At 42.3% G+C, this 25183-nt stretch carries 20 protein-coding genes; 8 read left to right on the forward strand and 12 right to left on the reverse strand.

Features of this window, described 5'->3' with window-relative positions; genetic code table 11:
- Positions 1-196: 196 nt before the first annotated feature.
- The 9 genes from IDJ76_RS01275 to spt form a co-directional block, all read right to left on the reverse strand.
- Positions 197-1132 (reverse strand): phosphatase PAP2 family protein, encoded by a 936-nt coding sequence (locus IDJ76_RS01275; protein ID WP_191159925.1) that lies wholly within the window; start codon positions 1130-1132, stop codon positions 197-199.
- Entirely contained in the window at positions 1125-1751 is a 627-nt protein-coding gene (locus IDJ76_RS01280; RefSeq protein ID WP_191159927.1) for a sterol desaturase family protein, read from the reverse strand. Before IDJ76_RS01280 ends, IDJ76_RS01275 begins: the two co-directional genes overlap by 8 nt.
- Positions 1752-1757: 6 nt before the next feature.
- Positions 1758-2366 (reverse strand): DUF4833 domain-containing protein, encoded by a 609-nt coding sequence (locus IDJ76_RS01285; RefSeq protein WP_191159929.1) that lies wholly within the window; start codon positions 2364-2366, stop codon positions 1758-1760.
- A complete protein-coding gene (locus IDJ76_RS01290; protein ID WP_191159931.1) occupies positions 2356-3075 on the reverse strand; it encodes a CDP-alcohol phosphatidyltransferase family protein in 720 nt (239 codons plus the stop codon). The genes IDJ76_RS01285 and IDJ76_RS01290 overlap by 11 nt, the downstream gene beginning before the upstream one ends.
- Positions 3076-3106: 31 nt before the next feature.
- Positions 3107-5653, reverse strand: a complete 2547-nt coding sequence (locus IDJ76_RS01295) for a DUF5686 and carboxypeptidase-like regulatory domain-containing protein (protein ID WP_191159933.1) — start codon at positions 5651-5653, stop codon at positions 3107-3109.
- A gap of 15 nt (positions 5654-5668) precedes the next feature.
- Positions 5669-6040 (reverse strand): GtrA family protein, encoded by a 372-nt coding sequence (locus IDJ76_RS01300; RefSeq protein WP_191159934.1) that lies wholly within the window; start codon positions 6038-6040, stop codon positions 5669-5671.
- 258 nt (positions 6041-6298) lie between these two features.
- Entirely contained in the window at positions 6299-7627 is a 1329-nt protein-coding gene (locus tag IDJ76_RS01305; protein ID WP_191159936.1) for an inositol-3-phosphate synthase, read from the reverse strand.
- 261 nt (positions 7628-7888) lie between these two features.
- The gene (locus IDJ76_RS01310; protein ID WP_191159938.1) at positions 7889-9007 is read right to left on the reverse strand and encodes a hypothetical protein; all 1119 of its coding nucleotides are present in this window, start codon (positions 9005-9007) and stop codon (positions 7889-7891) included.
- 68 nt (positions 9008-9075) lie between these two features.
- Complete coding sequence (spt, locus tag IDJ76_RS01315; RefSeq protein WP_191159940.1) at positions 9076-10287, reverse strand: serine palmitoyltransferase; 1212 nt, start codon at positions 10285-10287, stop codon at positions 9076-9078.
- A 344-nt stretch (positions 10288-10631) separates the two neighbouring features.
- On the opposite strand from spt, the gene IDJ76_RS01320 reads away from it, so the two are divergent.
- From IDJ76_RS01320 to IDJ76_RS01335, 4 genes are all read left to right on the forward strand, one after another.
- A complete protein-coding gene (locus IDJ76_RS01320) occupies positions 10632-12053 on the forward strand; it encodes a TolC family protein (RefSeq protein ID WP_191159942.1) in 1422 nt (473 codons plus the stop codon).
- A gap of 26 nt (positions 12054-12079) precedes the next feature.
- Complete coding sequence (locus tag IDJ76_RS01325; RefSeq protein ID WP_191159944.1) at positions 12080-13219, forward strand: efflux RND transporter periplasmic adaptor subunit; 1140 nt, start codon at positions 12080-12082, stop codon at positions 13217-13219.
- Between the two features lie 78 nt (positions 13220-13297).
- Positions 13298-16489 (forward strand): efflux RND transporter permease subunit, encoded by a 3192-nt coding sequence (locus IDJ76_RS01330; RefSeq protein ID WP_191159946.1) that lies wholly within the window; start codon positions 13298-13300, stop codon positions 16487-16489.
- Between the two features lie 394 nt (positions 16490-16883).
- Positions 16884-17477 (forward strand): hypothetical protein, encoded by a 594-nt coding sequence (locus tag IDJ76_RS01335; RefSeq protein ID WP_191159948.1) that lies wholly within the window; start codon positions 16884-16886, stop codon positions 17475-17477.
- Between the two features lie 129 nt (positions 17478-17606).
- On the opposite strand, the gene IDJ76_RS01340 is transcribed toward IDJ76_RS01335, so the two are convergent.
- The gene (locus tag IDJ76_RS01340) at positions 17607-18800 is read right to left on the reverse strand and encodes a pyridoxal phosphate-dependent aminotransferase (RefSeq protein ID WP_191159950.1); all 1194 of its coding nucleotides are present in this window, start codon (positions 18798-18800) and stop codon (positions 17607-17609) included.
- 182 nt (positions 18801-18982) lie between these two features.
- On the opposite strand from IDJ76_RS01340, the gene IDJ76_RS01345 reads away from it, so the two are divergent.
- The 4 genes from IDJ76_RS01345 to IDJ76_RS01360 are packed head-to-tail and all read left to right on the forward strand — an operon-like array spanning position 18983 to position 22274.
- Positions 18983-19957: a cation diffusion facilitator family transporter gene (locus tag IDJ76_RS01345; RefSeq protein WP_191159952.1), complete on the forward strand. Its 975-nt coding sequence runs from the start codon at positions 18983-18985 to the stop codon at positions 19955-19957.
- Positions 19950-20396, forward strand: a complete 447-nt coding sequence (locus IDJ76_RS01350) for an NUDIX domain-containing protein (protein WP_191159954.1) — start codon at positions 19950-19952, stop codon at positions 20394-20396. Before IDJ76_RS01345 ends, IDJ76_RS01350 begins: the two co-directional genes overlap by 8 nt.
- A gap of 2 nt (positions 20397-20398) precedes the next feature.
- Positions 20399-21664, forward strand: coding sequence for an adenosylmethionine--8-amino-7-oxononanoate transaminase (gene bioA, locus IDJ76_RS01355; RefSeq protein WP_191159956.1), 1266 nt, complete (start codon positions 20399-20401; stop codon positions 21662-21664).
- Position 21665: 1 nt separating this feature from the next.
- On the forward strand, positions 21666-22274 hold the full coding sequence (locus tag IDJ76_RS01360) for a hypothetical protein (protein ID WP_191159958.1): 609 nt from the start codon (positions 21666-21668) through the stop codon (positions 22272-22274).
- 75 nt (positions 22275-22349) lie between these two features.
- Here IDJ76_RS01360 and IDJ76_RS01365 read toward each other — a convergent pair whose 3' ends face one another.
- Both IDJ76_RS01365 and IDJ76_RS01370 read right to left on the reverse strand, forming a co-directional pair.
- Entirely contained in the window at positions 22350-22997 is a 648-nt protein-coding gene (locus tag IDJ76_RS01365; protein ID WP_191159960.1) for a DUF4412 domain-containing protein, read from the reverse strand.
- Between the two features lie 76 nt (positions 22998-23073).
- Positions 23074-25161, reverse strand: a complete 2088-nt coding sequence (locus IDJ76_RS01370; RefSeq protein ID WP_191159962.1) for a ComEC/Rec2 family competence protein — start codon at positions 25159-25161, stop codon at positions 23074-23076.
- Between the last annotated feature and the right edge of the window lie 22 nt (positions 25162-25183).

The raw sequence follows: 25183 nt of genomic DNA on the forward strand, positions 1-25183 counted from the left end.
TAGGCAATTTACATGCCCGATTTTTGTGATCTGGAGGTTCTATAGGGATCGGTTATTAGCCAAATGGCGTTTAGTAGCGGAAACAGCTGATTGTAGTAAAAAAATGCTTCAGAATTAAATTTCCACACTTTTAACGTTACTAACATTACCGTTGTTTAGTACAGAAAAATATACACTTTTTTAGTGCGAATGCTAATTAGCGAATGATTTGCTCATATCGTAGAAGAAATTTCTTCATGAACGGGGATGACAACGACATGTTAAACAGTAAGATACCCAAACTGGCGCAGCTAATTCCGGCAAGTACATCTAAAATATAATGGTGACTGGCGTAAACTGCCGTGAACCAAATCCCCACCATTACAATAGCGAATAGCACGTTTACCATACCCAAACGATTTTTTATACCGTAGTACAGTACGATAACCGGGTAAGAGGAATGTAAAGAGGGCATGGCAGCAAATACGTTCGAGCCCTTTGCGTAAATGCCTTTAAAAAGATTAATATGAAAAAACTGGTCGAACCGGGCTAAACCGGCCATGTTGCCTTGTGTTAGCGGTATAAACTGAAAGCCGTGTAATTGAACGTACCAGGGTGGTGCGGCTGGGTAGGCGTAGTAAATAATAAAACCCAGCATATTCACCAGCACAAATGTTAACGAGAAACGCAGAAACAGGTGTTTGTTTTTGAAGAAAAGGTATGCCGCAAACGCAAGGGGCACGGGTATCCAGCAGAGATAAAACAACCCGGCTACCACGTCAATGAAAGCTGTACGTTTGAGGTAAAGATATTCGTTTGGCGTTAATATGGCGTTATTAAAGTGAATACCGAAAAAATGCTTCTCGGCGTGATATAATTCGCCGATTGCTACAGCTTTGTAGTTGTAATTGGGAAATGCCTTCATATAATCAAAGATGACCCAGTATACAATAAAGATAGAAAACCCAAGTATAAACTTGCGGGTGGTTGGAGTAGCGTAAAAGCAGATGTTGAAGATACCCAAAAGCACCAATTGATCCGACTTAAAGCCTACCAGTAAGTACGATAAAAGTAAATAGGCTATGGATATTGCAGATACAATACTTATATTTTTTGCATTGATCTGTATCTCATCGGTACCATCATTAGCCATTCTGCTTTTTAATGAAATCTGAATTGAAGATCTTATCCCACAGCGGTGAACTAACGCCGTAGCCTTTAGTGGGATCCTGGTAATGATGCAACATGTGGTGTTGTTTTATCCTTTTCCAAAAGTTGCCTTTGAAGTTAAAATGATGGATAGCGTAATGCGATATATCATAAAAAAGGTAGCCTAATATAAAGCCCGGGAAAAAGCCAAAAATGTAATTGGCAGGTAACAAGGCATTAAATAACAGGTAAAAACCTGTTGCCAGCGGGATGCTTGCCGATGGGGGCATCACTAAACGCATAGCGTCACTCGGATAATCATGGTGTACACCGTGAAAAATAAAGTGTAAACGCAATGCCCATTTCTGCTTTGGCACAAAGTGGAACACAAATCGGTGCATAATGTATTCGGTTAACGTCCATACCGCCAGGCCGAATAAAAATAAACCGATATAGTTTAATACACCGATTTGCTTATCGTAAGCAAAGTAACTGCAAACTAAAATAACAGGCACAAATATGATGATAGGCACAAAATAATGCACCTTAGATAAACTCTCTAAAAAGCTGCTTTTAAACATTCTCACAGATTCCTGCGAGTTGGAGACAAAATTTTTAGCCATAATTAATTAGGGTTTAAAGCGTTCTGTAATTTCTTTTCCTGACACAGGGTCTGTCCCTTTCAATTCCACGTAAACTACATTTGGTAACCAAAACGAACCGCCCTCTATTTTGATAAACACATAATTAAGCATCATTTGCTTTTGGTTTACTGTCGCAAAGATACGATATTTCCCATCTGATGCTTTCATTAAAGTAAGCGGAAATTTTTTGTATGACACAAATCTGATATCATACTTATCGTTACCAACGGCTTTTGAGGTTAACCCGTACGCAAATTTGCGCTGAATATAGTTCAGTTCTTCTTTCTGCCCCCGCTCATTATAACGGATCCAGTACGGGTGTACAGGGCTATCCTCATCGGGCCTACCGGTCTTTTTATCAATATTTAAATCGTATATCAACGTGTTGATATTTGACGACCGCTGTACGTAAAAAAGCCTGTTGGCATCGGCCGGCGGCGTAGGGAAGGCCTGTTGTGGTTTCTGGTGCTTTTTATTTGCTGCGCTATCTGCAGCTATCGGGTTATTATATTTTACAGCAGCACTTAATGGTAATGTGAAATTTATAAACAGTAAAAGCGAAACGATTATTTTTATAGGAGTATTATTGTTCATCTTTATTTTCTGACAGCGCTTTCTTAGCATCCGTCAACCTTTTGAAGGCAGTTAAGTTAGTTAATACAGCAAGTACCGCAATTGGAAGGGTAAATACTGTCATCGATTCAAATACGTGATATTTAATGCCGGGGATGTACAATTTATAATCGCCGCCCAAATATGACGATGTTATGCCACAAGCAATGGCAAACACTGCAATGGTTATTACCCTTTCAGGCCGTTGCATTAAACCACCTTTTAGTTCAACCCCAAGGCCCTCGGCACGGGCGCGTACGTAGCTCACCATCATTGAGCCTATCAGGGCGATGAATGCAGCTATCGAACTTAAAAAATAATGATGTGCAACCAGGTAGTAGCAAATACCCAGGAACATGATCAGCTCGCTGTAACGATCCAAAACCGAATCATACAAAGCGCCGAAGGTAGATTTCATATTACCCAAACGGGCTACCTGCCCGTCGAGCATATCAAATACTCCTGCAAAAAGTATCAGGCCGCCGGCCCAGCCCACATAGCTTAGGTCCGCCCGGTCGCCGTCTTCGCCGCCTATGATAAATATAGCAGCTACGCCAACATTCAGCACAAAGCCGATAGATGTTACAGCGTTAGGGGTTAAGCCTATCTTTATCAATAGTTTAACAAATGGATCTATAACTTTATAAATCCCAAGTTGTAAACTTGTACGTACCGATGTTTGCTGTTCCATTTAACAATAAAAATAATTAAAATAACACATATTAAAAATCAAATTTGATCTTGGTGCGGATCCCCCAGTCTGCAATACCGGGATGATCCAGGTAAGTAAACCTCTTAACAAAATCCACACGGATAAATTTGAAAATATTTTCTATACCTACACTTCCTTCCACGTAAGGCTTATTGCCCAACGCGTAAGTAATTGGCGCGCCGTTCTCATCTATCGGGAACTGATATAAATTAGGGTGGATAGAAGGATTGTTTTGATTGCTTAGACCGCCAAACAGCGCTTTAACTGATGCGGTTTCGCGCCATTTTAGTTTTTTGAATAAAGGGACTTTGTTGAAAAAGAAACCGCCAAAATGCTGATCAATATTAAAACTTGCTGATTTATCGCTCACAAATTCTAAAAAGTTCATTAAATTGTAAGAATCTATCACGTAAGCAAAGGTTTGATTGGCCCGGTGGATATTTAATAAAGGGTAGGGTACCTGACCGAAGATCTTGCCGCCCTCAACTGTTACATCGTTAAAACCAAAAGGCGCTATATAAAAGCGCTTATCAAAACGCGCCGTCAAGTTGGAGTAATTATATTCGCCGCCCAGTACATTTTTCAATCCCTGGGTAAATTCTAATGACATTATAGGGTATTGATTAATAATAGGGGTGCGGAATAATTTACCCTGGTAATACTGCTCTTTTGGTGCATATCGGAAGCCAATAGACGCTTCTGAAGTGGTAAGATGGTTAAAAATATCGTTCTGGCTGCTAATGAACGGAAACAAACTGCCGGTAGGGGTTTGGGTAGTTTTTTTTAAACCAAGCTTGTATGAAAAGTGGTTTTCATATTCACTCACATAATCTAAACGGTAGTTATCGTTGTAAAGATATTTATCGTTACGGCCACGTTTAAAGGATAGCAATATATTATCCTCCTGAATGAATTGTAATTCCTGGCCCGGTATTTTGGTTTCCCGCTGAAAGCTTGCCCTGATGTAATGCTGTGGGAACCGGTAAATACTTTTGTTATTAAGCGAATAAGTACCCGCAAGGAAGTATTTCCAGCGTTGGTCTTTAAAACCATAAGCCCCGTATGCTTCTAAAAAATAACGCTTGCTAAAATCGGCTGTAGTACGGCCACCTAAGCGTAACCTTAAACCCTCTACCGGGTTAAAACTGTAAAAAGTACTGGCCGGGCCAATCTCAAACTTACCAAAGTTTTTAAAGCCCGCAAACAACAGGTTCACAATATCAGCCGTGCGCCTAAACGATGGCATGTGTACAAGGCTATCAATATTTTTGTAAACCTTTGCTTCAGCCTGGCTTAAGGTATCGAGCCTGTTTTGCGCCCAAAAGCTTTCCGGCCTATTTTTCACTTCCTCATCCGCAACTTCGGGCCGAGGCAGGTAAGTGGTATCGGGCCGGGGCTTATTGATCTCGTAGTTTTTGAATGTTAGGGTACGGACACCAAATAATCCGGCCTTTCGCTTGACAGAAACGCCAAAATCGGCAAAAGTATTACTGCGGCTCAGATGGTAGCGGCCGTCCTTACTCAACTCGAAACTTTGGTCAACATGCATGCTGCGCACAAAGTTTACGTTAATGTTTTTATTGATGTTAAGCGCATCCTTCTCTACAGCATAGTTACCATCAAGGGTGATGTATATATCACCCTCAAATAAAACGTCGTTAGTGTTGCGTGGTGTAAAGCTCAGTTGGATCAGTTTTTCGCCGTTATCCATTAATAGGGTATCGGTGATAAAGTATTTGTAATAAGTAGGTGCCGAGTTGGCAATAGGGCTTAAAAACTGCCTGCCCAACAGCATAATGCTGTTATCGTAAATATCAACCTTTTCATAAAGGTGTTTAAAATACTGGCCTACACCTTCAGTATCAAAACCAGGACCGAAGTCTACCGATTTTTCACCCAGAACGGCCGTGCGCGTCGCCTCGGGGGCTTTGCGGTAGTATACCTGCGACAGCCGCTCTTTCATGTAAATAGGGAGCAGTGTTTTACCAGGGTAGGATACGCTATCCTTATTCTCAAACAGAAATTTATATTTTCGAAACAGCTTTCTTTCAGAAACCTTATCTGAAAGGTTACTGAGGGAGAACTGCATTTTATCGTATTCTTTATACTCAACGTAATTGTAGCTTTCAGGGCGATTTTTGTCCTTATTGGCAATAACTTTGCGAATTAATTCTACAGCCGGGTTATCGTTAACGTATTTGGGGCGTTTATTGGTTTTAACTACCACTTCATTCAGTTGCTTTGATGATGGCAGCAGTCGCACGTTAATGGTTTGTTCTTTACCCGGCACTACGTTAAGCAGGGCATCTTTAAAACCGAGGTATGACACCTTTATCTGTGTGTAGGGTTTGGCCGACCGGATAGTGTAAACGCCCTGGTTATTGGTGACTACGCCAATGGTACTGCCAGTAAAAGCAATAGAAACGTAAGGTAGGGTTTGCTTATTGGAAGCATCGGTGATGATGCCGGTTACTACCGTATTTTGGCCGAATAGGGAGGCACTTATAAATAAGAAGGTTAACGCCAGAAAATGATTATTAGGGGACTTAAAATTCATTGAAACTAAACGCAATTATGCAAAAACAAACTTTTTTTGCAGGAAATAATTATAGCTTATCCCTACAGATATGGAAACCAACGCCTTTGAAATTATATAACTCAACCCGGTATAATGCGTTACCAAAAACACCCCCGACGTGTTAAGCAATGAATTCCCGCCCCAAACAAGCAGGTATTTTAAAACCTGTTGCGGTATGTTTTTTTCCCTGCCTTCAAAAACCCAAACCCTGCCTAAAACAAAGTTGATGATGCCGCCAGCTATCGTTCCAAGTAGTGTTGCAGTTACGTACCAAAGATAGAAAAATTCCTTGCAGACTACTGTGGTCAAAAAGTCAAAAGTAGATGCGATAAATGAAGATGCCTGTGCTTTTACAAAAGTTGCCATTGAGCAATTAAAATATTTATACGGCTGTTATTGAATGTGACCTTGCCGTGTAGATCAAACTACTATCACTTACAACCTCAGTCATGTAGATGCCGCAGAGTGATAATTGTTACTATATACGTAGAAAATACTGCAAGAGTACGAGCAAAACAAATAATATCCCGGGGGAGGGATTTGTGGGGTTGAAATGGTATTCCTGTATCATTAAAAACCGTTTGCCGCATACTTCCACGCGGCAAACGGTTGGGCAATAGTTTATTATTGTACGTTATCAACAAACATATCGTCGTAATAGTCAAGGCCCAGGTGTGTGATCAGGTCTTCGCCCATTAAGTAACGTAAGGTGTTTTCTAACTTAATCAACTGCTTAAAAATGTCATTCTCTGCATGTAAGCCCGGCGCGGTTTGCGGCGATTTTAAGTAGAATGACAACCATTCCTGAATGCCACTCATGTTAGCACGTTTTGCCATATCGCTAAATAAAGCTAAATCTAACGCTATAGGTGCTGCCAGGATAGAGTCACGGCAAAGGAAGTTGATCTTGATTTGCATTTTGTAGCCTAACCAGCCAAAAATGTCAATGTTATCCCAGCTTTCTTTGTTATCGCCATGCGGCGGGTAGTAGTTGATACGGATCTTGTGGAAGATCTCGCCATATAATTCGGGGTTGTCTTCAGGGCGCAGTATATCTTCTAATACGCCTAATTTTGACACTTCTTTAGTTTTAAAGTTATCCGGATCGTCTAACACCAAACCATCGCGGTTACCTAAAATGTTAGTAGAGAACCAGCCGTGTACACCTAATGAACGTGCTGCCAGGCCCGGTGCTAAAACGGTTTTCATTAACGTTTGGCCGGTTTTAAAGTCCTTGCCAGAAATTGGTGTTTTGGTTAATTTGGCCAACTCGATCATCGCAGGGATATCAACAGTTAAGTTAGGGGCGCCGTTAGCAAATGGTACGCCTAATTTTAAAGCTGCATATGCGTAGATCATGCTTGGAGCGATGCGTTTATCATCATCTAATAAAGCTTGCTCAAATGCGGCTAATGTTTGATGTATCTCAGACCCTTCAAAGTAAACCTCTGTAGAACCACACCATACCAAAACTACCCGGTCAAGCCCGTTATCCGTCTGGAAGTTTTTGATATCTTCCATAACCTGCTGCGCCAGCTCATAGCGGGTACCGGTTTTAACGTGGGTACCATCCAAGTTTTTAGCGTAGTTTTTGTCAAAGGCAGCTTTCATCGGTACGATTGCTTCCAAACCCTCTCTTACTTCGTTTAATAAAGATGCATCTAACACTTTCGCGTTCATTGCAGCCTGGTAAACGTTATCTTCATAAACATCCCATCCGCCAAAAACAATGTCTTCTAACTTTGCCAAAGGCACAAAATCTTTAATTTTTGGATGGCGGTTCTCTGTTCTTTTACCCAAACGGATACTGCCCATTTGCGTTAACGAACCTACAGGTTGAGATATACCTTTTTTAACGGCTTCAACGCCGGCAATTAATGTGGTAGCTACAGCTCCTAAACCCGGTATTAAAATACCAAGCTTGCCGTTAGCAGGTTTAATGTTGATTTTCATTTAGTGATTTGTTTTTAACCTTTTTGGGAATTAGCCAAATCGATTTGCTTTTTAGTGTTTACTTTTACAATAATGGTGTTACCATTAATTTTTTTTGCAATAGAGCAAGTTTATTAAACCGGCAGGGGGCGCCCGGTATTTATGGTTTACCTTAACTTTTTCGCTGTGCAAATAAATTATATTTCTGCTTTAGCCTGCAAGTAAATCAATAAAGATTACCGGCAGATAAAAAATGATTATGCACTTATTATAATTCTAAAATTATATTCCTTTTTGATAGATACGATAGGTTTTATACTGATCGCCGCCGATAGCTTCTATTGCGCGGTTTACCATATCATTTTTCTCCAAGGTCCATGATGCTTCCGCATATTTTAAGCCTTTGCGGCGGTACTCTTTAATTATACTGCCATACAAGCAAGCCTCGATACCCATTTTACGGTAACCGTCAATTACGCCTAAAAGCATGATACGGATTCCGGTGATCTTCTTTTTATTGAGCCATAATTTAAAGATGCCGGTAGGCAGCAACCGGCCTTTTTTTATGGTTTTCAGGATCTGGTTGATATCCGGGATGGCAACACCGAAACCTATAATTTTACCGTCCTGTTCTGCAACCAGTGCAAAATCGGGGTCAAGTATCATTTTTAAATCTTTGGCGGTATAGTCAAACTCCTCGTTGGTCATCGGGAAGAAGCCAAGGTTTTTATCCCATGCCTTGTTATATACCTCACGCAATGAGTCAGCTTCCTGTTTAAAGTTTTTTAGATTGATCTTACGGATGGTGATGCCGCTGTTACGGGTTAACCGCTCCTGCAACCTATCCAGCATCTGCAGCGATTTATCGTTATAGTTTTGGCCATCCCAATGCCAGGCCAGCAGGTCGGTTTGTTTTTTAAAACCGTAGTTTTCTAATAGCGTAACATAGTATTCCGGATTGTAGGTCATCATTACAACCGGTGGGCGGTCAAAGCCTTTTACCAACAAGCCGCAGGTTTCGTTAGTTGAGGGGTTAACAGGGCCGGTAATGGTTTCGGCACCTTTTTCCTTTAACCACGTAGTTGCGGTGTCAAAAAGCAGGTTAGCGGTTTCCTGATCGTTTACACAATCAAAAAAGCCAAAAAAGCCATCGTTAACTTTATTAAAACTATTGTGGCTGGTGTTATAAACCGCGCAAATGCGGCCAACAATTTTGTCGCCGTCATAAGCCAGGAAAGTTTGCAGGGATGAGTGCTTATGAAAGGGGTGCGTTGTTAGCAGGTCCTTTTGAGCAATAAATAATTCCGGTACGTAGTTTGGATCGTTTTTGTACAACTCATGTGGGAAGTCAATAAAAGCACCAAGTTCTTTTTTTGACGTAACCGGAACAATATTTTTCATTTACAATTGGGGCTTAAATGATGATGCCACTTTCGTGGCATCAATAAGGTTATGAAATATGTAGTAATTTATATTTTTTCTTTAACGGCGGCATTCTCAACGCCTACAGATTTAAAGGCAGCTATAATCTTATCAACCGCCTCATCTATTTGTTCAAACGTGTGGGTAGCCATTAAAGAGAAGCGTAGTAAAGATGAATCTGAAGGGACTGCAGGTGATACAACAGGATTTACAAAAACCCCGGCAGATTGCAGATGTTTGGTAACCGCAAACGTTTTTTCGTTATCGCGTACGTAAATAGGTAGTATCGGGCTTTCGGTAGGGCCAAGGTCAAAGCCTTCGTCCAGTAAAAGCTTCATGGCATAATTGGTATTATCCCAAAGTTTTTGAATGCGTTCAGGCTCAGATTCTATAATGTTAAGCGCTGCGATAACACTGGCGACAGAACCCGGAGGCATACTGGCGCTAAACATCAATGAACGTGCGCGGTGTTTAATATAATCGATGGTCTCGGCATCGGCAGCAATAAAACCACCTAATGATGCTAATGACTTACTGAACGTACCCATAATCAGGTCAACATCATCGGTAAGGTTAAAGTGCGATGCGGTACCGGCACCCTTATGACCAATTACGCCCAAACTGTGCGCATCATCAACCATAATATTGGCACCAAATTTTTCGGCAAGTTTAACTATTTCAGGTAACTTAACAATGTCGCCTTCCATGCTGAAAATACCATCTACAGCGATGATCTTAACCGCTTCTTCCGGTAGGATGCTTAGCTTTCTGGCTAAGTCTTCCATATCATTGTGGGCGTATTTTATAACTTTAGAAAACGATAGACGGCTGCCATCTATGATGCAAGCGTGATCATATTCATCCAGTATCAAATAATCGTTACGGCCGGTGATGCATGACAATACACCCAAATTAACTTGATAACCTGTACTGAATAATACAGTTGCTTCTTTGCCAACGTAAGTAGCAAGCCTGTTCTCTAACTCAATATGAATATCGAGCGTGCCATTCAAAAAACGTGAACCTGCACAACCTGTTCCGTATTTATCAATAGCCTGTTTCGAAGCTTCTTTTATAAGTGGGTGATTAGTTAGCCCCAAATAAGAGTTAGAGCCAAACATTAACACTCTTTTATTGTCGATAATTACTTCAGTATCCTGGGCAGACTCAATAGGCCTGAAATAAGGATATAGACCGGCTTCCCTAAGCACATTGGCTACCTGAAACTGAGCGATCTTATCGTGTAACTTTTTTATCATTTATTAACACTTCTTAAAATTTCTGTAAAAATACCATGAATAAGCTAATGTCTTGCATTAGAAATGTAAATTTTTTCACACTAACTTAATAGTGTACAGTTTACTCTCATCAGGCAAATTAATTAAAATTTTCTTAAAACAACATCAAATTCTTTCAAATTGTTAAAAAAAAGTTGAGGTGCTATTTCAATTATCATGGTATTATCCTAATTCGGTAATATTTCTGTTGTTGATTATCAATTGATTTGGAATTGTGTCATCTTCGTATAAGCCCTGTTAAAAATATGAAATAAAAAGAACCATTCTTTAATAATTTCGTTTTTACGTCGAATCCATCTGTTCTTATGAAAAAACTGCCCCTTATCTTAACATCTGCTGTACTTTATTTAATACCCTTTGGGTTGTGCGCCCAATCTGTAGCCGATACCAATGCAGCAGTTGTTACCCTTAAGCAAAGCATCGATTTTGCGCTGAAAAATCAGCCGATATTAAAACAAGCCTATATTGACGAGGCAATCAACGAGCGTGATATACGGATCGGTTTATCTGCCTGGTTGCCACAAATTGGTACAACCGGCCAATACCAGCATTACTTTCAAAGGCCTGCTGTACTTGCCGGAGGCACTAATACCGGCGGTACTACAACCGGCGGTACCACAGGTACCGGTGGGACTACTGGTACAGGTGGAACGGGAACCGGAACAGCCACCGGCACAACGCAACAAAATTTAGCCATAGCGCATAACGTATCTACCCTTGGTGCCCAGGTAAGCCAGGTGATCTATAATAATGATGTATTGCTTGCATCACGCTCAGCCAAATATTCACGCCAATATTATAAACAGAACAGCGAAAGCAGTAAAATTGATCTGGCATCAGATGTAAGCAAGGCTTTTTACGATGTGTTATTATCTCAACGCCAACTACAAATTATCGATGAAGATATTGTAAGACTTCGCCGGAGCTTAAGGGATGCTTACGCACGTTACCAGGCAGGTGTGGTTGATAAAACGGATTATAAACAAGCCACAATCGCGCTTAATAATTCATTGGCATCCCGCAAAGCAACGCAGGAAGCGATCATTAGTAAAACAGCGTACCTGAAACAGGTAATGGGCTTAGATCCTCAAAGAAGATTGGTTCTTTCTTATGATACGGCTAAACTACAAACGGAAGCGTTGATCGATACCAACCAAGCCATCAACTATGCCAACCGGATAGAATACCGCCAGTTGCAAACACAAAAGAATTTGCTCAACCTCAACGTGTCTTATTACCGCTGGAGTTTTTTACCTTCTTTATCTGCAGTGGGTGGCTACAGTCTGGCTTACTTTAATGATAGTTTTTCTAAGTTGTATAACGATACTTATCCTACATCCTTTGCGGGATTATCCCTGTCTATTCCTATATTTCAGGGAGGGAGACGCTTACATAACTTAAGCAAAGCCCGTTTGCAGGTAGAGCGGAACGATCTTGACCTGGTGAACAGCCGAAACGCTATCAGTGCCGAATATTCTGCCGCATTGGCGACTTACAAAAGCAATTATAATAACTGGCAGGTGTTGCGGGAAAACGTAAGCCTGGCGACAGATGTATACAAGGTAGTTGAGCTGCAATATCGCGAAGGGATTAAAACCTATCTGGACGTCATCGTATCGCAAGCTGACCTCCGCACCGCGCAATTAAACTATTACAACGCATTATATCAGTTACTGTCAAGTAAAATAGACCTGCAACGCTCACTGGGTATTTTGCGGGCCGAATAATTTTTAGAACTAACAACACATCGAGAATGAAAAATAAATATATCTACTGCATAGCCGCTTTAAGCTTAATCATATTTGCATCATGCAAAAGCAAATCCGGCAAACAAAATGCTGCCCCGCCACCAACCCCTGTAAGTGTTGCCGAAGTTAAAAAAGCCGATGCCCTTTATTACGATAAATACCAGGGCCAAGTGATCGCCTTAAACTCTGTTGAATTGCGCAGCCAGGTTGCAGGCTTTATTACCGGCATCTTTTTTAAAGAAGGCGAAGTGGTTACTAAAGGTACACCGCTGTATGAAATTGACCGTCGCAAATTTGTAGCCGCTTACGAGCAGGCAAAAGCCAATGTAGCCAGTGCTAATGCCAATTTGGTAAAGGCGCAAAAAGATGTAGACCGTTATAATATGTTATTAAAGAATGATGCGGTTGCCCGCCAAACGGTTGACCAGGCAGTTGCTGCTTATGCAACCAGCAAAAGTCAGGTGCAGGTAGCACAAGCCGGACTGGCTTCTGCCGCGACCGATCTTTCATACGCTACCATTAAGGCGCCTTTTACAGGCCGCATAGGGATATCGCAGGTTAAATTAGGCGCGCAGGTTACACCCGGTACAACATTATTAAACACAATATCTACCGGTAACCCGATAGGGGTAGATGTAGTGATAAACGAGCAGGATATTAACCGTTTTTACAAGCTGCAAAACCACAGTACCGATACCACCTTTAAACTACAACTGTCTGACGGTACCCTTTACAACAAAACAGGTAAGGTATTCGCAATTGACCGTGGCATAAGCGGTAATACGGGTACCATCAAAGTGCGCATCCAGTTCAATAACGATAAGGATGTATTGAAGGATGGAATGAGCTGCGTGTTGCAGGTATTGAATGACGACTCAGGTAACCGCATACAGATCCCTTACAAAGCGATAACCGAGCAAATGGGTGAGTTTTTTGTATTCGTATCAAAAGATACCGTAGCCGAGCAGCGCAAGGTAACCTTAGGCCCGCGGATTCAGAGCAATGTAGTTATTATGAACGGCCTGCAAGCCGGGGATAAGATCATTACCGAAGGTTTTCAGCGCTTGCGCGATGGCGGTAAGATAACTTTAGGTGCGCCACCAACTGCCGGTAAAGATGGTAAAGCTGCGCCTGCCAGAAAATAGTGCTGAGTAAAGTACTTTAATAATAAGAGAAGACGGTTTTGCCTTCTCCGGAATACATTTTAAGATAAAGATAATATAATGATCGCAGATACTTTCATAAAACGCCCGGTAACCGCTATAGTAATATCCCTGGTTATTGTAATAGTAGGTATTTTGGCTATAATGAGCCTGCCTATAGGGCAGTATCCCGAAATTACCCCGCCTACTGTACAGGTAACCGGTAACTACACCGGTGCGGATGCCTTAACGGTTGAGCAAACAGTGGCTACACCTGTGGAGGTACAGGTGAACGGTACACCCGGTATGACATACCTGCAAAGTAATAGCACGGGCAACGGCCAAATGAGCATGACCGTTAACTTTGAGGTAGGTACCGATATTAACATAGCCGCGCTTGATGTGCAGAACCGTGTAGGTATAGCCCAGCCAACATTGCCGCAGGAAGTACAACGCCTTGGTTTGGTGGTGCGTAAACGTAACCCCAGTATTTTGATGCTGGTTGCGTTATTCGCCCCAAAAGGAACGCATGATGTTACATTAGTAGATAACTATGCCAACGTATTTGTTAAGGATGCGTTGTTACGTACAAAAGGTGTTGGTGACGTTTTTACCCGTGCTGATGATTTTAGTATGCGGATCTGGCTAAAGCCTGATAAGCTGGCAGCCCTGAACATGACCGCTGCCGAAGTTACCGCTGCCCTACAGGAACAAAACGCGCAGGTAGCCGCCGGTACGGTTGGAGCCACGCCGCAAATGAAAGGGCAAACCTTTGAGTACACCGTATTGGTAAAAGGCCGTTTGGTAAGGCCCGAAGAATTTGAAAATATCGTTGTTAAAACCATCCCCGCGACGGGTGCGATTGTGCATTTAAAGGATGTTGCCCGCGTACAGTTAGGTAAATTTAACTATGCAGGTAACTCATTTATAGATGGTAAAAGGGCCTCATACCTTTTGATATACCAGGCACCGGGAAGTAACGCTATCGAAACTGCTGATAATGTAACCGCAACAATGAATGAGCTTAAAAAATCATTCCCCGCTGATGTGGATTACGTCGTTCCGTTCGAGTCTGTTACTGTGGTAAGGGTATCACTTCATGAGGTGATCGAAACACTGGTAATTGCTTTGGTGTTGGTTATAGTAGTGGTATTCTTGTTCCTGCAAAATTGGCGTACAACACTTATCCCGGTACTGGCTATCCCGGTATCTATTATCGGCACATTCATCTTCTTTATTCCTTTAGGTTTTACTATCAATACGCTTACCTTGTTTGGTTTTGTACTGGCTATTGGTATTGTGGTAGATGATGCCATTGTGGTGGTAGAGGCTGTGCAGCATAACATGGACGAAAAGGGCATGACCCCTGTTGATGCTACCCACCAGGCAATGAAAGAGATCTCGGCACCGGTAATTGCCATTGCACTAATTTTAGGTGCAGTGTTTGTTCCCGTTGGTTTTGTGCCTGGTATTGTTGGTAGGTTATACCAACAATTTGCTATAACTATTGCCATATCGGTACTAATATCGGCCTTTGTGGCCCTTTCATTAACGCCTGCTTTGTGTATTCTCTTGCTTCGGCCGCATAAGATCGACGAAAATTCAACCGGACTGAATAAATTATTTTACAAGTTTAACCAATGGTTTGACCGTTTAACCGGCCGTTACCGTAACGCGGTTGATAAGAGTATCAAAGGCTCAAAATATATTATTATATTGTTGATATGTGTTGTAGTAGGTACCGTTTTACTATTCAGTGGTAAATCATCTGGCTTTATTCCTTTAGAGGATGAGGGGCGTATTATTATCACCTATGATTTGCCCGAGGGTTCATCTACAGAGCGTACAGTAGATGTCTTGCACCGGATGATGAAACAGTTGGACAGCATCCCCGGCATTAATCATTATGCGGCATTAGGTGGTTTGAACGCGGTAAACTTTGCAACAAAATCTAACAGTGCCACCATCTTTGTACAGTTAAAACCATGGGATGAGCGTAAAACAGCCGAAACCCAGAAAGACTCGCTGATTTCCATCATGCAGAAGAAATTATCTAAAACTAAAGAAGCCAATGTGGTGGTAATATCCCCGCCGGCTATCCCAGGTTTGGGTAATACAGGTGGTTTCTCATTCATCCTGCAAGAAAAAGAAGCAGGGGGCGAGATCACTAACTTTGAAAAGGTGCTTAATAATTTTACGGCGGCTATTAATAAACGCCCGGAGATCTCAAAAGCGTTCTCTTTCTTTACCGCGCATACCCCCGCCTATCAATTAACCATTGACAGGGAAAAGGCAAAGAAATTGGGCGTGCAGATTTCGGACGTGAACAATGCGCTGCAAACCTATATGGGTAGCGCTTACATCAATGATTTTACCATTTACGGGCGTAACTTCAGGGTAGTGGCGCAGGCCGACACCAACTACCGGACAAATATGGATAACATAGGCCAGTACTTTGTACGTAATTCTGCCGGGGCTATGGTGCCATTAAGTACCCTTACCAGTTATAAGGTTATCGAAAATGCGCCTTTGATATCGCATTATAACCTGTTCCGCTCTGCAGAGATAAATGGTAATGCAGCGCCAGGTTACAGTAGTGGCGATGCCATTAACGCATTGAAGGAAGTTGCCGCGCAAACTCTGCCGCAAGGTTACGGCTATGAATTTTCGGGCTTAAGTCGGGAAGAGTTACTATCAGGATCTAAGACCATATATATATTCGCCTTATCTATAGCGTTCGTGTTCCTGTTTTTGGCGGCCTTGTACGAAAGTTGGTCAGTGCCGTTCTCGGTGCTGCTTGCCGTACCGCTTGGTGCATTTGGTGCGATATTGTTCCTTTCTTTCCAGCCATCGTTAACCAATAACGTTTATGCGCAAATAGGTTTGATAACCCTGATAGGTTTGGCTGCCAAGAATGCCATTCTGATCGTAGAGTTTGCCAAAGAGCGGGTAGATAGGGGTATGGAGCTGGAGAAAGCCACATTAGAGGCAGTGAGGCTACGTTTAAGACCGATCATCATGACATCGCTTGCATTCATATTAGGTGTCGTTCCGTTATTGTTTGCATCGGGCGCGGGTGCTCAATCCCGTAAAACCATTGGTTGGACGGTATTTGGAGGGATGCTTACTGCAACATCATTGGCTATATTCATCGTACCGGTTTTATATTACATTATTACCAAGTTTGCCTATGGCAAAGAGAAGCTGGCCGAGCTGGAGAAAAACTACAAGCCAGACCCTGATGAGGATGATATAGAAGGTTCGCACAAATAATATACAGCCCCGAAAGGGGCTTTTTTATTGTATAAATGTTTGCTCAGACAGCGTTTTGGCATGAAAAGCAGATGAAATTTAGCATTAATTTAACATTGAAATCGGTTAGTGTATATATAACACTGTACAGTTTTGTACTCTTTATAGCACTATGCTATAATTTGCATTCTCTGTAAATTATCACCTTAACAATTCCTGACTTTTGACTTTATATGGTTAAAAATTCAATTGATTATCAGTTGTTAACAGGCTGACTTTAGCTATAAATTGTTATTAAAACAGGTTTAGCTATCGTCACAGCATTATCATTTGGCAAGTATTCTGGCACGATGGCAAAGTATTTGTCCATATCGATGTATCACAATTACAAAATTGTTTATTTAAAAACACAACAATGAAAACAACAAAACAAATCTTAGCAACAGCTCTTACAGCAGTAGCTATATTTATCGGAACATCATCAGTTAACGCTCAATCAATCACTAAAGACGCTTTCCGTTTCGGAGTAGGTGTTGAAGGTTTGTTGCCAACTGGTGGTCAGTTAAAAAATATCTCTAACATCGGTTTAGGTGGTACAGGCAGGTTACAATACGGTTTAGCCAATAACCTCGCGTTAACTTTAACATCAGGTTACTACAATTATTTTGGTAAAGAAAACACTTACACTATTACCAACGGTACACAAGTTACTAGGGTAACTCAAAAAGCGATTGACTTTGGTATGGTGCCGGTTAAATTAGGTATCAAGGCATTTGTTGGCAGCGGCTTTTACTTCAGTGCTGAAGGTGGTGCCGGTTTTGAAACCAAAGATGCTTACAGAGGTGCTACCGGCGAATTGAACGGTAAAGCTACTAAGCTGATCCTATCTCCGGGTATTGGTTACGCTTCTCAGAAATGGGATGTAGGCGCCCGTTACGAAAACTTCTCTGGCCAGGATAATAACTATGGTACAGTAGGTTTACGTATAGCTTACGGTTTCGGTTTGTAATTAGCAGATCGTACTTAATAAAAAAATCCCCTCATCATTATGGTGAGGGGATTTTTTTATTGTCGGAACCAGGATTTTCAGGATTTAAGAAATTTCAGAATTCTGTTTATTCTTTAATTCTGATTCAGACTATACCAATTTGCCTAACGCTTCTTTTATCCTTCTGACAGCTTCTATTAGTTTATCTTCGGCCGCAGCATAAGAGATTCGTAGTGAACTTTTATCACCGAATGAATCGCCACCAACTGTTGCCACATGTGCCTCTTCCAATAGGTAAATGCTCAACTCGTCAGAATCGTTGATTACCTTGCCGTTAAAACTCTTCCCGAAGAATGAACTCACGTTGGGGAAAAAGTAGAATGCGCCCTCAGGCAGGTTTACTTCCAGTCCGTCAATTTCTTTTAAGAGGTCGTAAACAATGTTACGGCGTTTCTGAAACTGCTCGCGCATGGCGTAAACAGAATCTAACCCGCCAGTATAAGCGGCAACGCCTGCTTTTTGGGTGATAGAGCAGGTAGCAGAAGTGATCTGTCCCTGTAACTTATCGCACGCGGCAGCAATTTCGCTGTTGCTGGCGGTGTAACCAATTCTCCAGCCGGTCATGGCAAATGCTTTCGACCATCCGTTTACGATAATCACCCGGTCTTTTATGTAGTCGAACTGGGCGATAGACTCATGCCCACCGATAAAGTTGATATGCTCATAGATCTCATCGCTCAGGATATAGATATCCGGGTATTTGGCAAACACCTTTGCCAGGCCTTCCAATTCGTCGCGGCTGTATACGCTGCCCGTTGGGTTGCAAGGCGATGAGAACATGAACACTTTTGATTGCGGCGTAATAGCGGCCTCTAACTGCTCTGGCGTAATTTTAAAGTTCTGCTCAACAGTGGTATCTATAAACACACTTACACCTTCGGCAAGCTTTACAATCTCTGAATAAGATACCCAGTAAGGAGTAGGAATAATTACTTCCTGGCCGGGGTTTACCAGGCATAATATAGCGTTGGCCAAAGCCTGTTTAGCACCGGTCGATACTACGATCTGGTTATCGGTATAATCAAGTTTATTCTCGTTCTTTAGTTTTGCAACAACGGCCTTTCTCAGATCGGGGTAGCCGGCAACAGGGGTGTAATAAGTAAAGTTCTTATCCATTGCTGTTTTAGCAGCGTCCTTAATATGCTCGGGGGTATGAAAATCAGGCTCGCCGAAGCTCAGGCTGATCACATCTACACCTTTAGCCGCCAGTTCGCGGCCCATTTTGGCCATCTTGATGGTCTGGGATTCTGACAGGTTTTTTATCCTGTTACTTAATGCGCTCATATTATTTGTGTTAATGCGGCAAATATAGAAAATTACTTAACCGATGGTAAGCCGTGTTTGTTATTAATGAAAGGGTTAGCAGTAAATGGTGAATTTCCAACTGAATTTTACTGGTTATATAATACATTTTACCAAAGCCGGGGTGATTTTCCGTAAGTTTGCCCCCTTTAATTCGGCAGATTTTGAAGGAACATAAAAGGATCATATTTATATCACTGGTCACCGGCCTCGTGCTGATGGTAATGAAATTTACCGCCTATTTTTTAACAAACTCCAACTTTGTATTAACCGACGCGGCGGAGAGCATTGTTAATGTAGTGGCCAGCTCGTTCGCGTTTTTCAGTATTTACCTGGCATCGCAGCCCCGCGACGAAAACCACCCATACGGACATGGCAAAGTGGAGTATTTTTCGGTTTTTATAGAGGGCGCCCTGATCGGCATTGCTGGGGTCATCATCGTACTAAAATCAACTTACAGCATATTCTACCCCGAGCAGATCCATGATCTTTTGCTGGGCGCCATTATCATAGGCTTTACCGGCGCGGTTAACGGCGGGCTGGGTTATTACATGATTAACAAGGGGAAATCATTACGCTCTATCACTATTGAGGCCGACGGCAAGCATTTGCTTACGGATACCGTTACCAGCGCCGGTTTGGTTATTGGCCTGTTGCTCATTTATTTCACCAAAATACTTTGGCTGGACAGCGTGTTGTCTATCGGTGTGGGTATCTACATACTGGTTACGGGCTACAAGTTGATCCGCCGGTCGGTAGCCGGGCTGATGGACGAGACCGATTTTATTGTGGTGAGCGATGTAGTAAAAGTGTTAGGCGAGCAGCGCCGGGATGAGTGGATAGATATCCATAACCTGCGTGCACAGAAATACGGAAGCGAGCTTCATATAGATTGCCACTTAACCCTGCCCAACTATTTTGATCTGAACCGGGTACATGCCGAAGTTAAACTGGTAGAAGAATTAGTAAATTCCAACGCTGGTGTGCAAACTGAGTTTTTTATCCATACGGACCCTTGTTTGCCCGATTGCTGTCACTATTGCAGCATGCCCAACTGCCCCATACGCAGTGAAGCAAAAAATGAAGATATACCGTGGACTATGGATAAGGTAATGCGTAACAAAAAACATTATGAGTAAGCCGGTTTTTAATGTACGGGTGTATGGCATCCTGATGAATGATAACAATGAGGTGCTGATTAGTGACGAGCAGGAATATGGGATGCGGTTTAGCAAATTCCCGGGCGGAGGCTTGGAATTTGGTGAAGGTTTGCCCGACGGCCTTAAACGGGAGTTTATGGAAGAATGCAATACAGAAGTAGAGATCGTAAAGCACTTTTACACCACTGATTTTTTTGTTAAATCGATCTTCAGCGAATCGCAGATCATCAGCGTTTATTACACCGTTAAAGCTGTAGGGGAGTTGAACTTTAGCTGCAAAACCGAAGTATTTGATTTCGACAATGACGATAAAGAGGCAATATTGCAGGCATTTAGGTGGGTAAATATTAACGACTTAAAATTAGACGACCTGACCTTCCCGATAGATCAACACGTGGCGAAACTTTTAACAGCTTAAATATGAGTTTAGTTGAACGCGACCTGGCTGTAATATGGCACCCTTACACGCAGATGAAAACCGCACAACCACCTATCCCTATTGTTAGGGGTGAGGGTACTTGCCTGTTTGGCGAAGACGGTAAAAAATACATCGACGCCATATCATCGTGGTGGGTAAATATTCACGGGCATTCGCATCCCTATATCGCCAAAAAAATCGCGGAGCAATTAACCGTTTTAGAACATGCCATCTTCGCGGGCTTTACCCACCCATGGGCTGTGGAGTTAGCCGAAAGGCTGCTGGCCATATTGCCGTCTAACCAAGCAAAGGCTTTTTACTCTGACAACGGCTCGACCGCCATTGAAGTGGCCATAAAAATGTGTTTGCAATACTGGCATAACAAAGGCGAGCAGCGTACCAAAATTTTAGCGTTCAAAAACGCTTACCACGGTGATACCTTCGGCGCTATGTCGGTAAGCGGGCGGAGCGCTTTTACGGCAGCGTTTGACAGCTTGCTGTTCGAGGTGGAATTTATTGATTTGCCTAATGCCGGTAACATTGAGGAATTGAAATCTCAAATCTCAAATCTCAAATCTCACATCTCATCTTTTATTTTTGAACCCCTGGTGCAGGGATCTGCAGGAATGATCATGTACGAGGCCGAATATTTGAACGAATTGATGGCGCATTGTAAAAAGGAAGGGGTATTGATGATAGATGATGAGGTTTTCACCGGTTTCGGGCGTACGGGTAAGTCGTTCGCCTGCGATCATGTACAAGTGCAGCCCGATATTATGTGTTTCTCTAAGGGGCTCACAGGGGGCACTATGGCCTTTGGGTTAACCACCTGCACGCAACAGATGTACGATGCGTTTCTGTCGGATGATAAAATGAAGACCTTGTTTCACGGTCATTCTTATACGGCCAACCCGGTAGCCTGTGCGGCTGCATTGGCAAGTTTAGATCTATTTTTAGAACCATCGACAAAAGCGAATATCGACAGGATTATAAATAAACACCAGGCATTTGCTGAAAAGATAACCGGACACAGATCATTAAAAACAACTCGCCAAACCGGTACCATATTGGCAATGGAATGGGAAACAGGCGATAACACATCGTACTTTAGCGGCCTGCGCGACAAGCTGTACCACTATTTTTTAGATGCCGGGATAATTCTGCGTCCATTAGGGAATGTGATCTATATTTTACCCCCATATTGCATTACCGATGCTGAGCTGGACTATATTTACAGCGTCATTGAAAAAGCCTTAGACGAGATTTGAAATGGAACTAAATACGATATTAGCTAAAATAATTGCAGATAGTGAATTGCATGCCCGCTGGTTAAACACGCTATCCTTAATGGAGAACACCGGAGCGCGCAAAATTTCGGCAAGTGAAGACCCCACAACGGTTACCTACATCATATTGAAGCATGCCGCCGAAGAGCATCGTCATGCCTTTTACCTGAAAAAGCAGATCGAAAAAATCGGGAATACTCAATTGCCTACCTATTCTCCCGAGTATTTGATAGCACCGGCATACAGCCGGTATTATTTAAACCAGTTGGATATTGATGTTTGTCGCTACCTGAAAAAGGAAATGCAGCTTTCAGGTAAAGATTTGCGTTTTGCGGCCTACCTGTTGGTTACTTATGCCATCGAAGTAAGGGCTGATGAACTTTACCCGATATACCAGGTGGCACTGGATGCAGCATCCAGCAGGGTGAATGTAAAATCGATCATATTAGAAGAGGAGGGGCATCTGGAAGAGATGATCAATCAGTTGCAGCATTTCTCGCCCGATTGGCAGATGCACGCGCAAAAGGCCGTTGATATGGAAACCGCCTTGTTTAATAAATGGGTTGCCAACCTGGCAACTGAGGTGAACTAAAAAGCATATTTGCTGCTAAATAAAAAGGCCGGATAAAAATTTTATCCGGCCTTTTCTGTAACGTGACGTTTGAGATTAGTTACCGCCGCCCAAAGATTTCAATTCATCCATAGTGATCTTATCAAAATCACTTGGTACAGCAAACGTACCTGCAGGCACTTTTTGGGCAACAATGCTTTTTACAGTTACCTCAGACGCTTGTCCGTTTTGGAAACCCATGTATTGGATAGGTACACCGCCTGCTTTTGCGTAAACTTTTGCAGCACCAGACATTGGAATGGTTACATCGTTGGTTACCCAGATATCATAAGTTTTATTAGCCTTAGCATCGGTAGCTACAACTTTTTTGCAATTAAAACCGCTTATTACTTTAGTTTCGGTAGTTGGTGCAAAAGTTAATACAGGCAATTTGGCCAGTTCTTCTTCGATCTCAGCAGGCGAAGCTATGGCAGCCTTTTTCATGGAAGCTACGGCAACATCTACCAATACAGCCATGTAAGTGCCCTTGGCGTCGGTTAATACCTTAATATTTGCAGGGCCTGCAGAAAACGCAACCGCGCTTGAATCGGACCTGAAATAGTTTTTAGCTTCAATAGCCTGGCCCATAGATGTCATGCTGATGGTGGCAACACCCTCTGTGTAAGCTTTTTGAGCATTGGCGTTAATAGCGGTTGCAGAAAGGACAACGCCCATGGCAACAACGGCAAAAAATTTATTCTTCATAGTTTTAAATTAATGATTACAATTTAGCGTGTAATAAACTGCTGTGCAAGTTTTTTAAAAAAATATTTAATTTATCTTATTTAGATAGCACAGTTAACGATTTGTTACGCCTTAAATTATAGTATTTAATATTTTGCAATTCGGCTTTCATAATCAGTTGTTTAACATGCTTTTCGGTATTGCTGCCGTCAATGATCATCATTTTACTGCGCGTCATTAAGGTAGAATCGGTGAACATATTATTAGCGGTAAACAAATAATCAATATTAAAGTGCTGCGGTATGGACTGTAACGGGCTGCTTTGGTTTAACAGCAAAAGCTTTTTATCCAAAAACTGCACAATGCCTTGATGTTTTAAAAGGTATTTTGCCCGGATATCGTTACCGAAATTATAGATTTTGTAGTTGGTGATCCGGTTACTATCTAAGCCCGGTTGGATAGCGTACTGGAAATTTTTATCGGTATCTGCCACATCGGTCAATACCACCCCCTGCCGGCCATTCTTAAATACGATGCCGCTGTGTTTCCGCAAGTTTAAAAATGTGATGGATTGGCTATTATCAATTTTTAAATGCTTGATGCCGATGCTTAGACTAAATAGTAAAACGCCTGCTAAAGCTGCTTTAATGTAACCCGCCTTTTTACTGTAGATAAAATAAAAGGCGGATAAAGTAATGGCGTAGAGTAATACATATTCGGACGTTGTTAGCCATATTTTACCAATGCTGGCGTACGGGGCTTGTTCAATATAAGCTAAAACCTTATTCATGAAAACAATGCAGCTCTCTAAAACATAACCCAAACCCTGCGAAACAAAAGGCATCTGCGGAAGCAATAACAAAGCTATGCCTATATAAAGTATAGCTGCCACCGGGATGGCGATGAGCAGGTTGCTCATTAAAAAATATACAGGGAACTGGTGAAAATAATAAGCACTTAACGGGAAAGTAATAACCTGTGCTGCAATAGATACCGAACAAGCCATCCAGATCTTATCGCCAAACCAATTGCTGAAGTGGAACCAATTATAAACAATGGGTTGAAAGATCACGAGCCCGGCAACAGCCAGATAAGAGAGTTGGAAGCCAACGTCGGTGGTTAGAAAAGGATCATAAAGTAACATGGCGAAGGCCGAAACCGCCAGGATATTTAACGTATTGATATACTGTGCATATGTTTTACCGGTAATGATTAAACTGAGCATGATGGCGGCCCGGCAAACGGCCGGAGAAAAACCTGTAAGCAATGAGTAGGCCCAAATCAGCGTAATAATAATCAAGGCTTTAAGTATCCGGCCACGCTGGCTGCTGTTTAAAAAACGCATCAACCAGCTTAATAACAGGTAAATTATAGCCACATGTCCGCCCGAAACAGAAAGAATATGGATAGTGCCGGTTTTGGAGTAAGCCTGTAAAATATCATTGCTCAGATCGGCCTTGTAACCTAATATTAATGTTGATGCTACCGCGATGGCATTTGTATCGCACATATCGGCCTGGAATTTTCTGACCAGCTTTTGCCGTAACGTCAACGCATAAGCAATAACTGGGTTGCCCTGCCCGGCTTTAATAATAACGTACTGCCCAGGATATAAAAAGGCCTGGCAGTGAATATTATGATTGGCCAGGTATTGCTTATAGTTAAATTCGCCCGGGTTAAAAGGAGGGTCGACTGCTGCAAACTTTGCCGGGATTAGTAATTCCTCGCCGTAAAACAGCTTTTTGGCCAGGTCATCTTTAATGGTGATAAGTATGTTGCCGCTAACGCTTGTAGTTTTCCCGACATTGATGCTATGTTTCGCGGCAGCAGTAAAGCTCACCAGGTCGCCTTTTACCCGCGGTTCGTTAGTGACCGTTACCGCTAAGTATTGGGCGGAGCTTTTAGCAAAATGGTCTGTGCTGTTCAATTCGTTATGGCCGGTAGCTGCCGCCCAACCCAATAAAAATAGGATAGGATGGATGAGGAACCCGCCCAGCCATCTGTTTTGGTAGATCTTGAACTGCGCATAGCCAAGGCCGAGCACCGCGAAGCTGATACCGTATAACAATAGGAGCACCGTGAGCCAGCCGAAAATAAAATTAAAGTAAATGCCGCCGGCAATCCCTGCAATAAAGGAAATTAAGAGGATAACAACAGGGATTTCACCTTTGTGATTAGCGATCATGTTTATTTCGGCAGCCTTGCAA

Origin of the sequence: Mucilaginibacter glaciei, from assembly GCF_014773245.1 — a bacterium.
Taxonomy (GTDB): Bacteria; Bacteroidota; Bacteroidia; order Sphingobacteriales; family Sphingobacteriaceae; genus Mucilaginibacter; species Mucilaginibacter glaciei.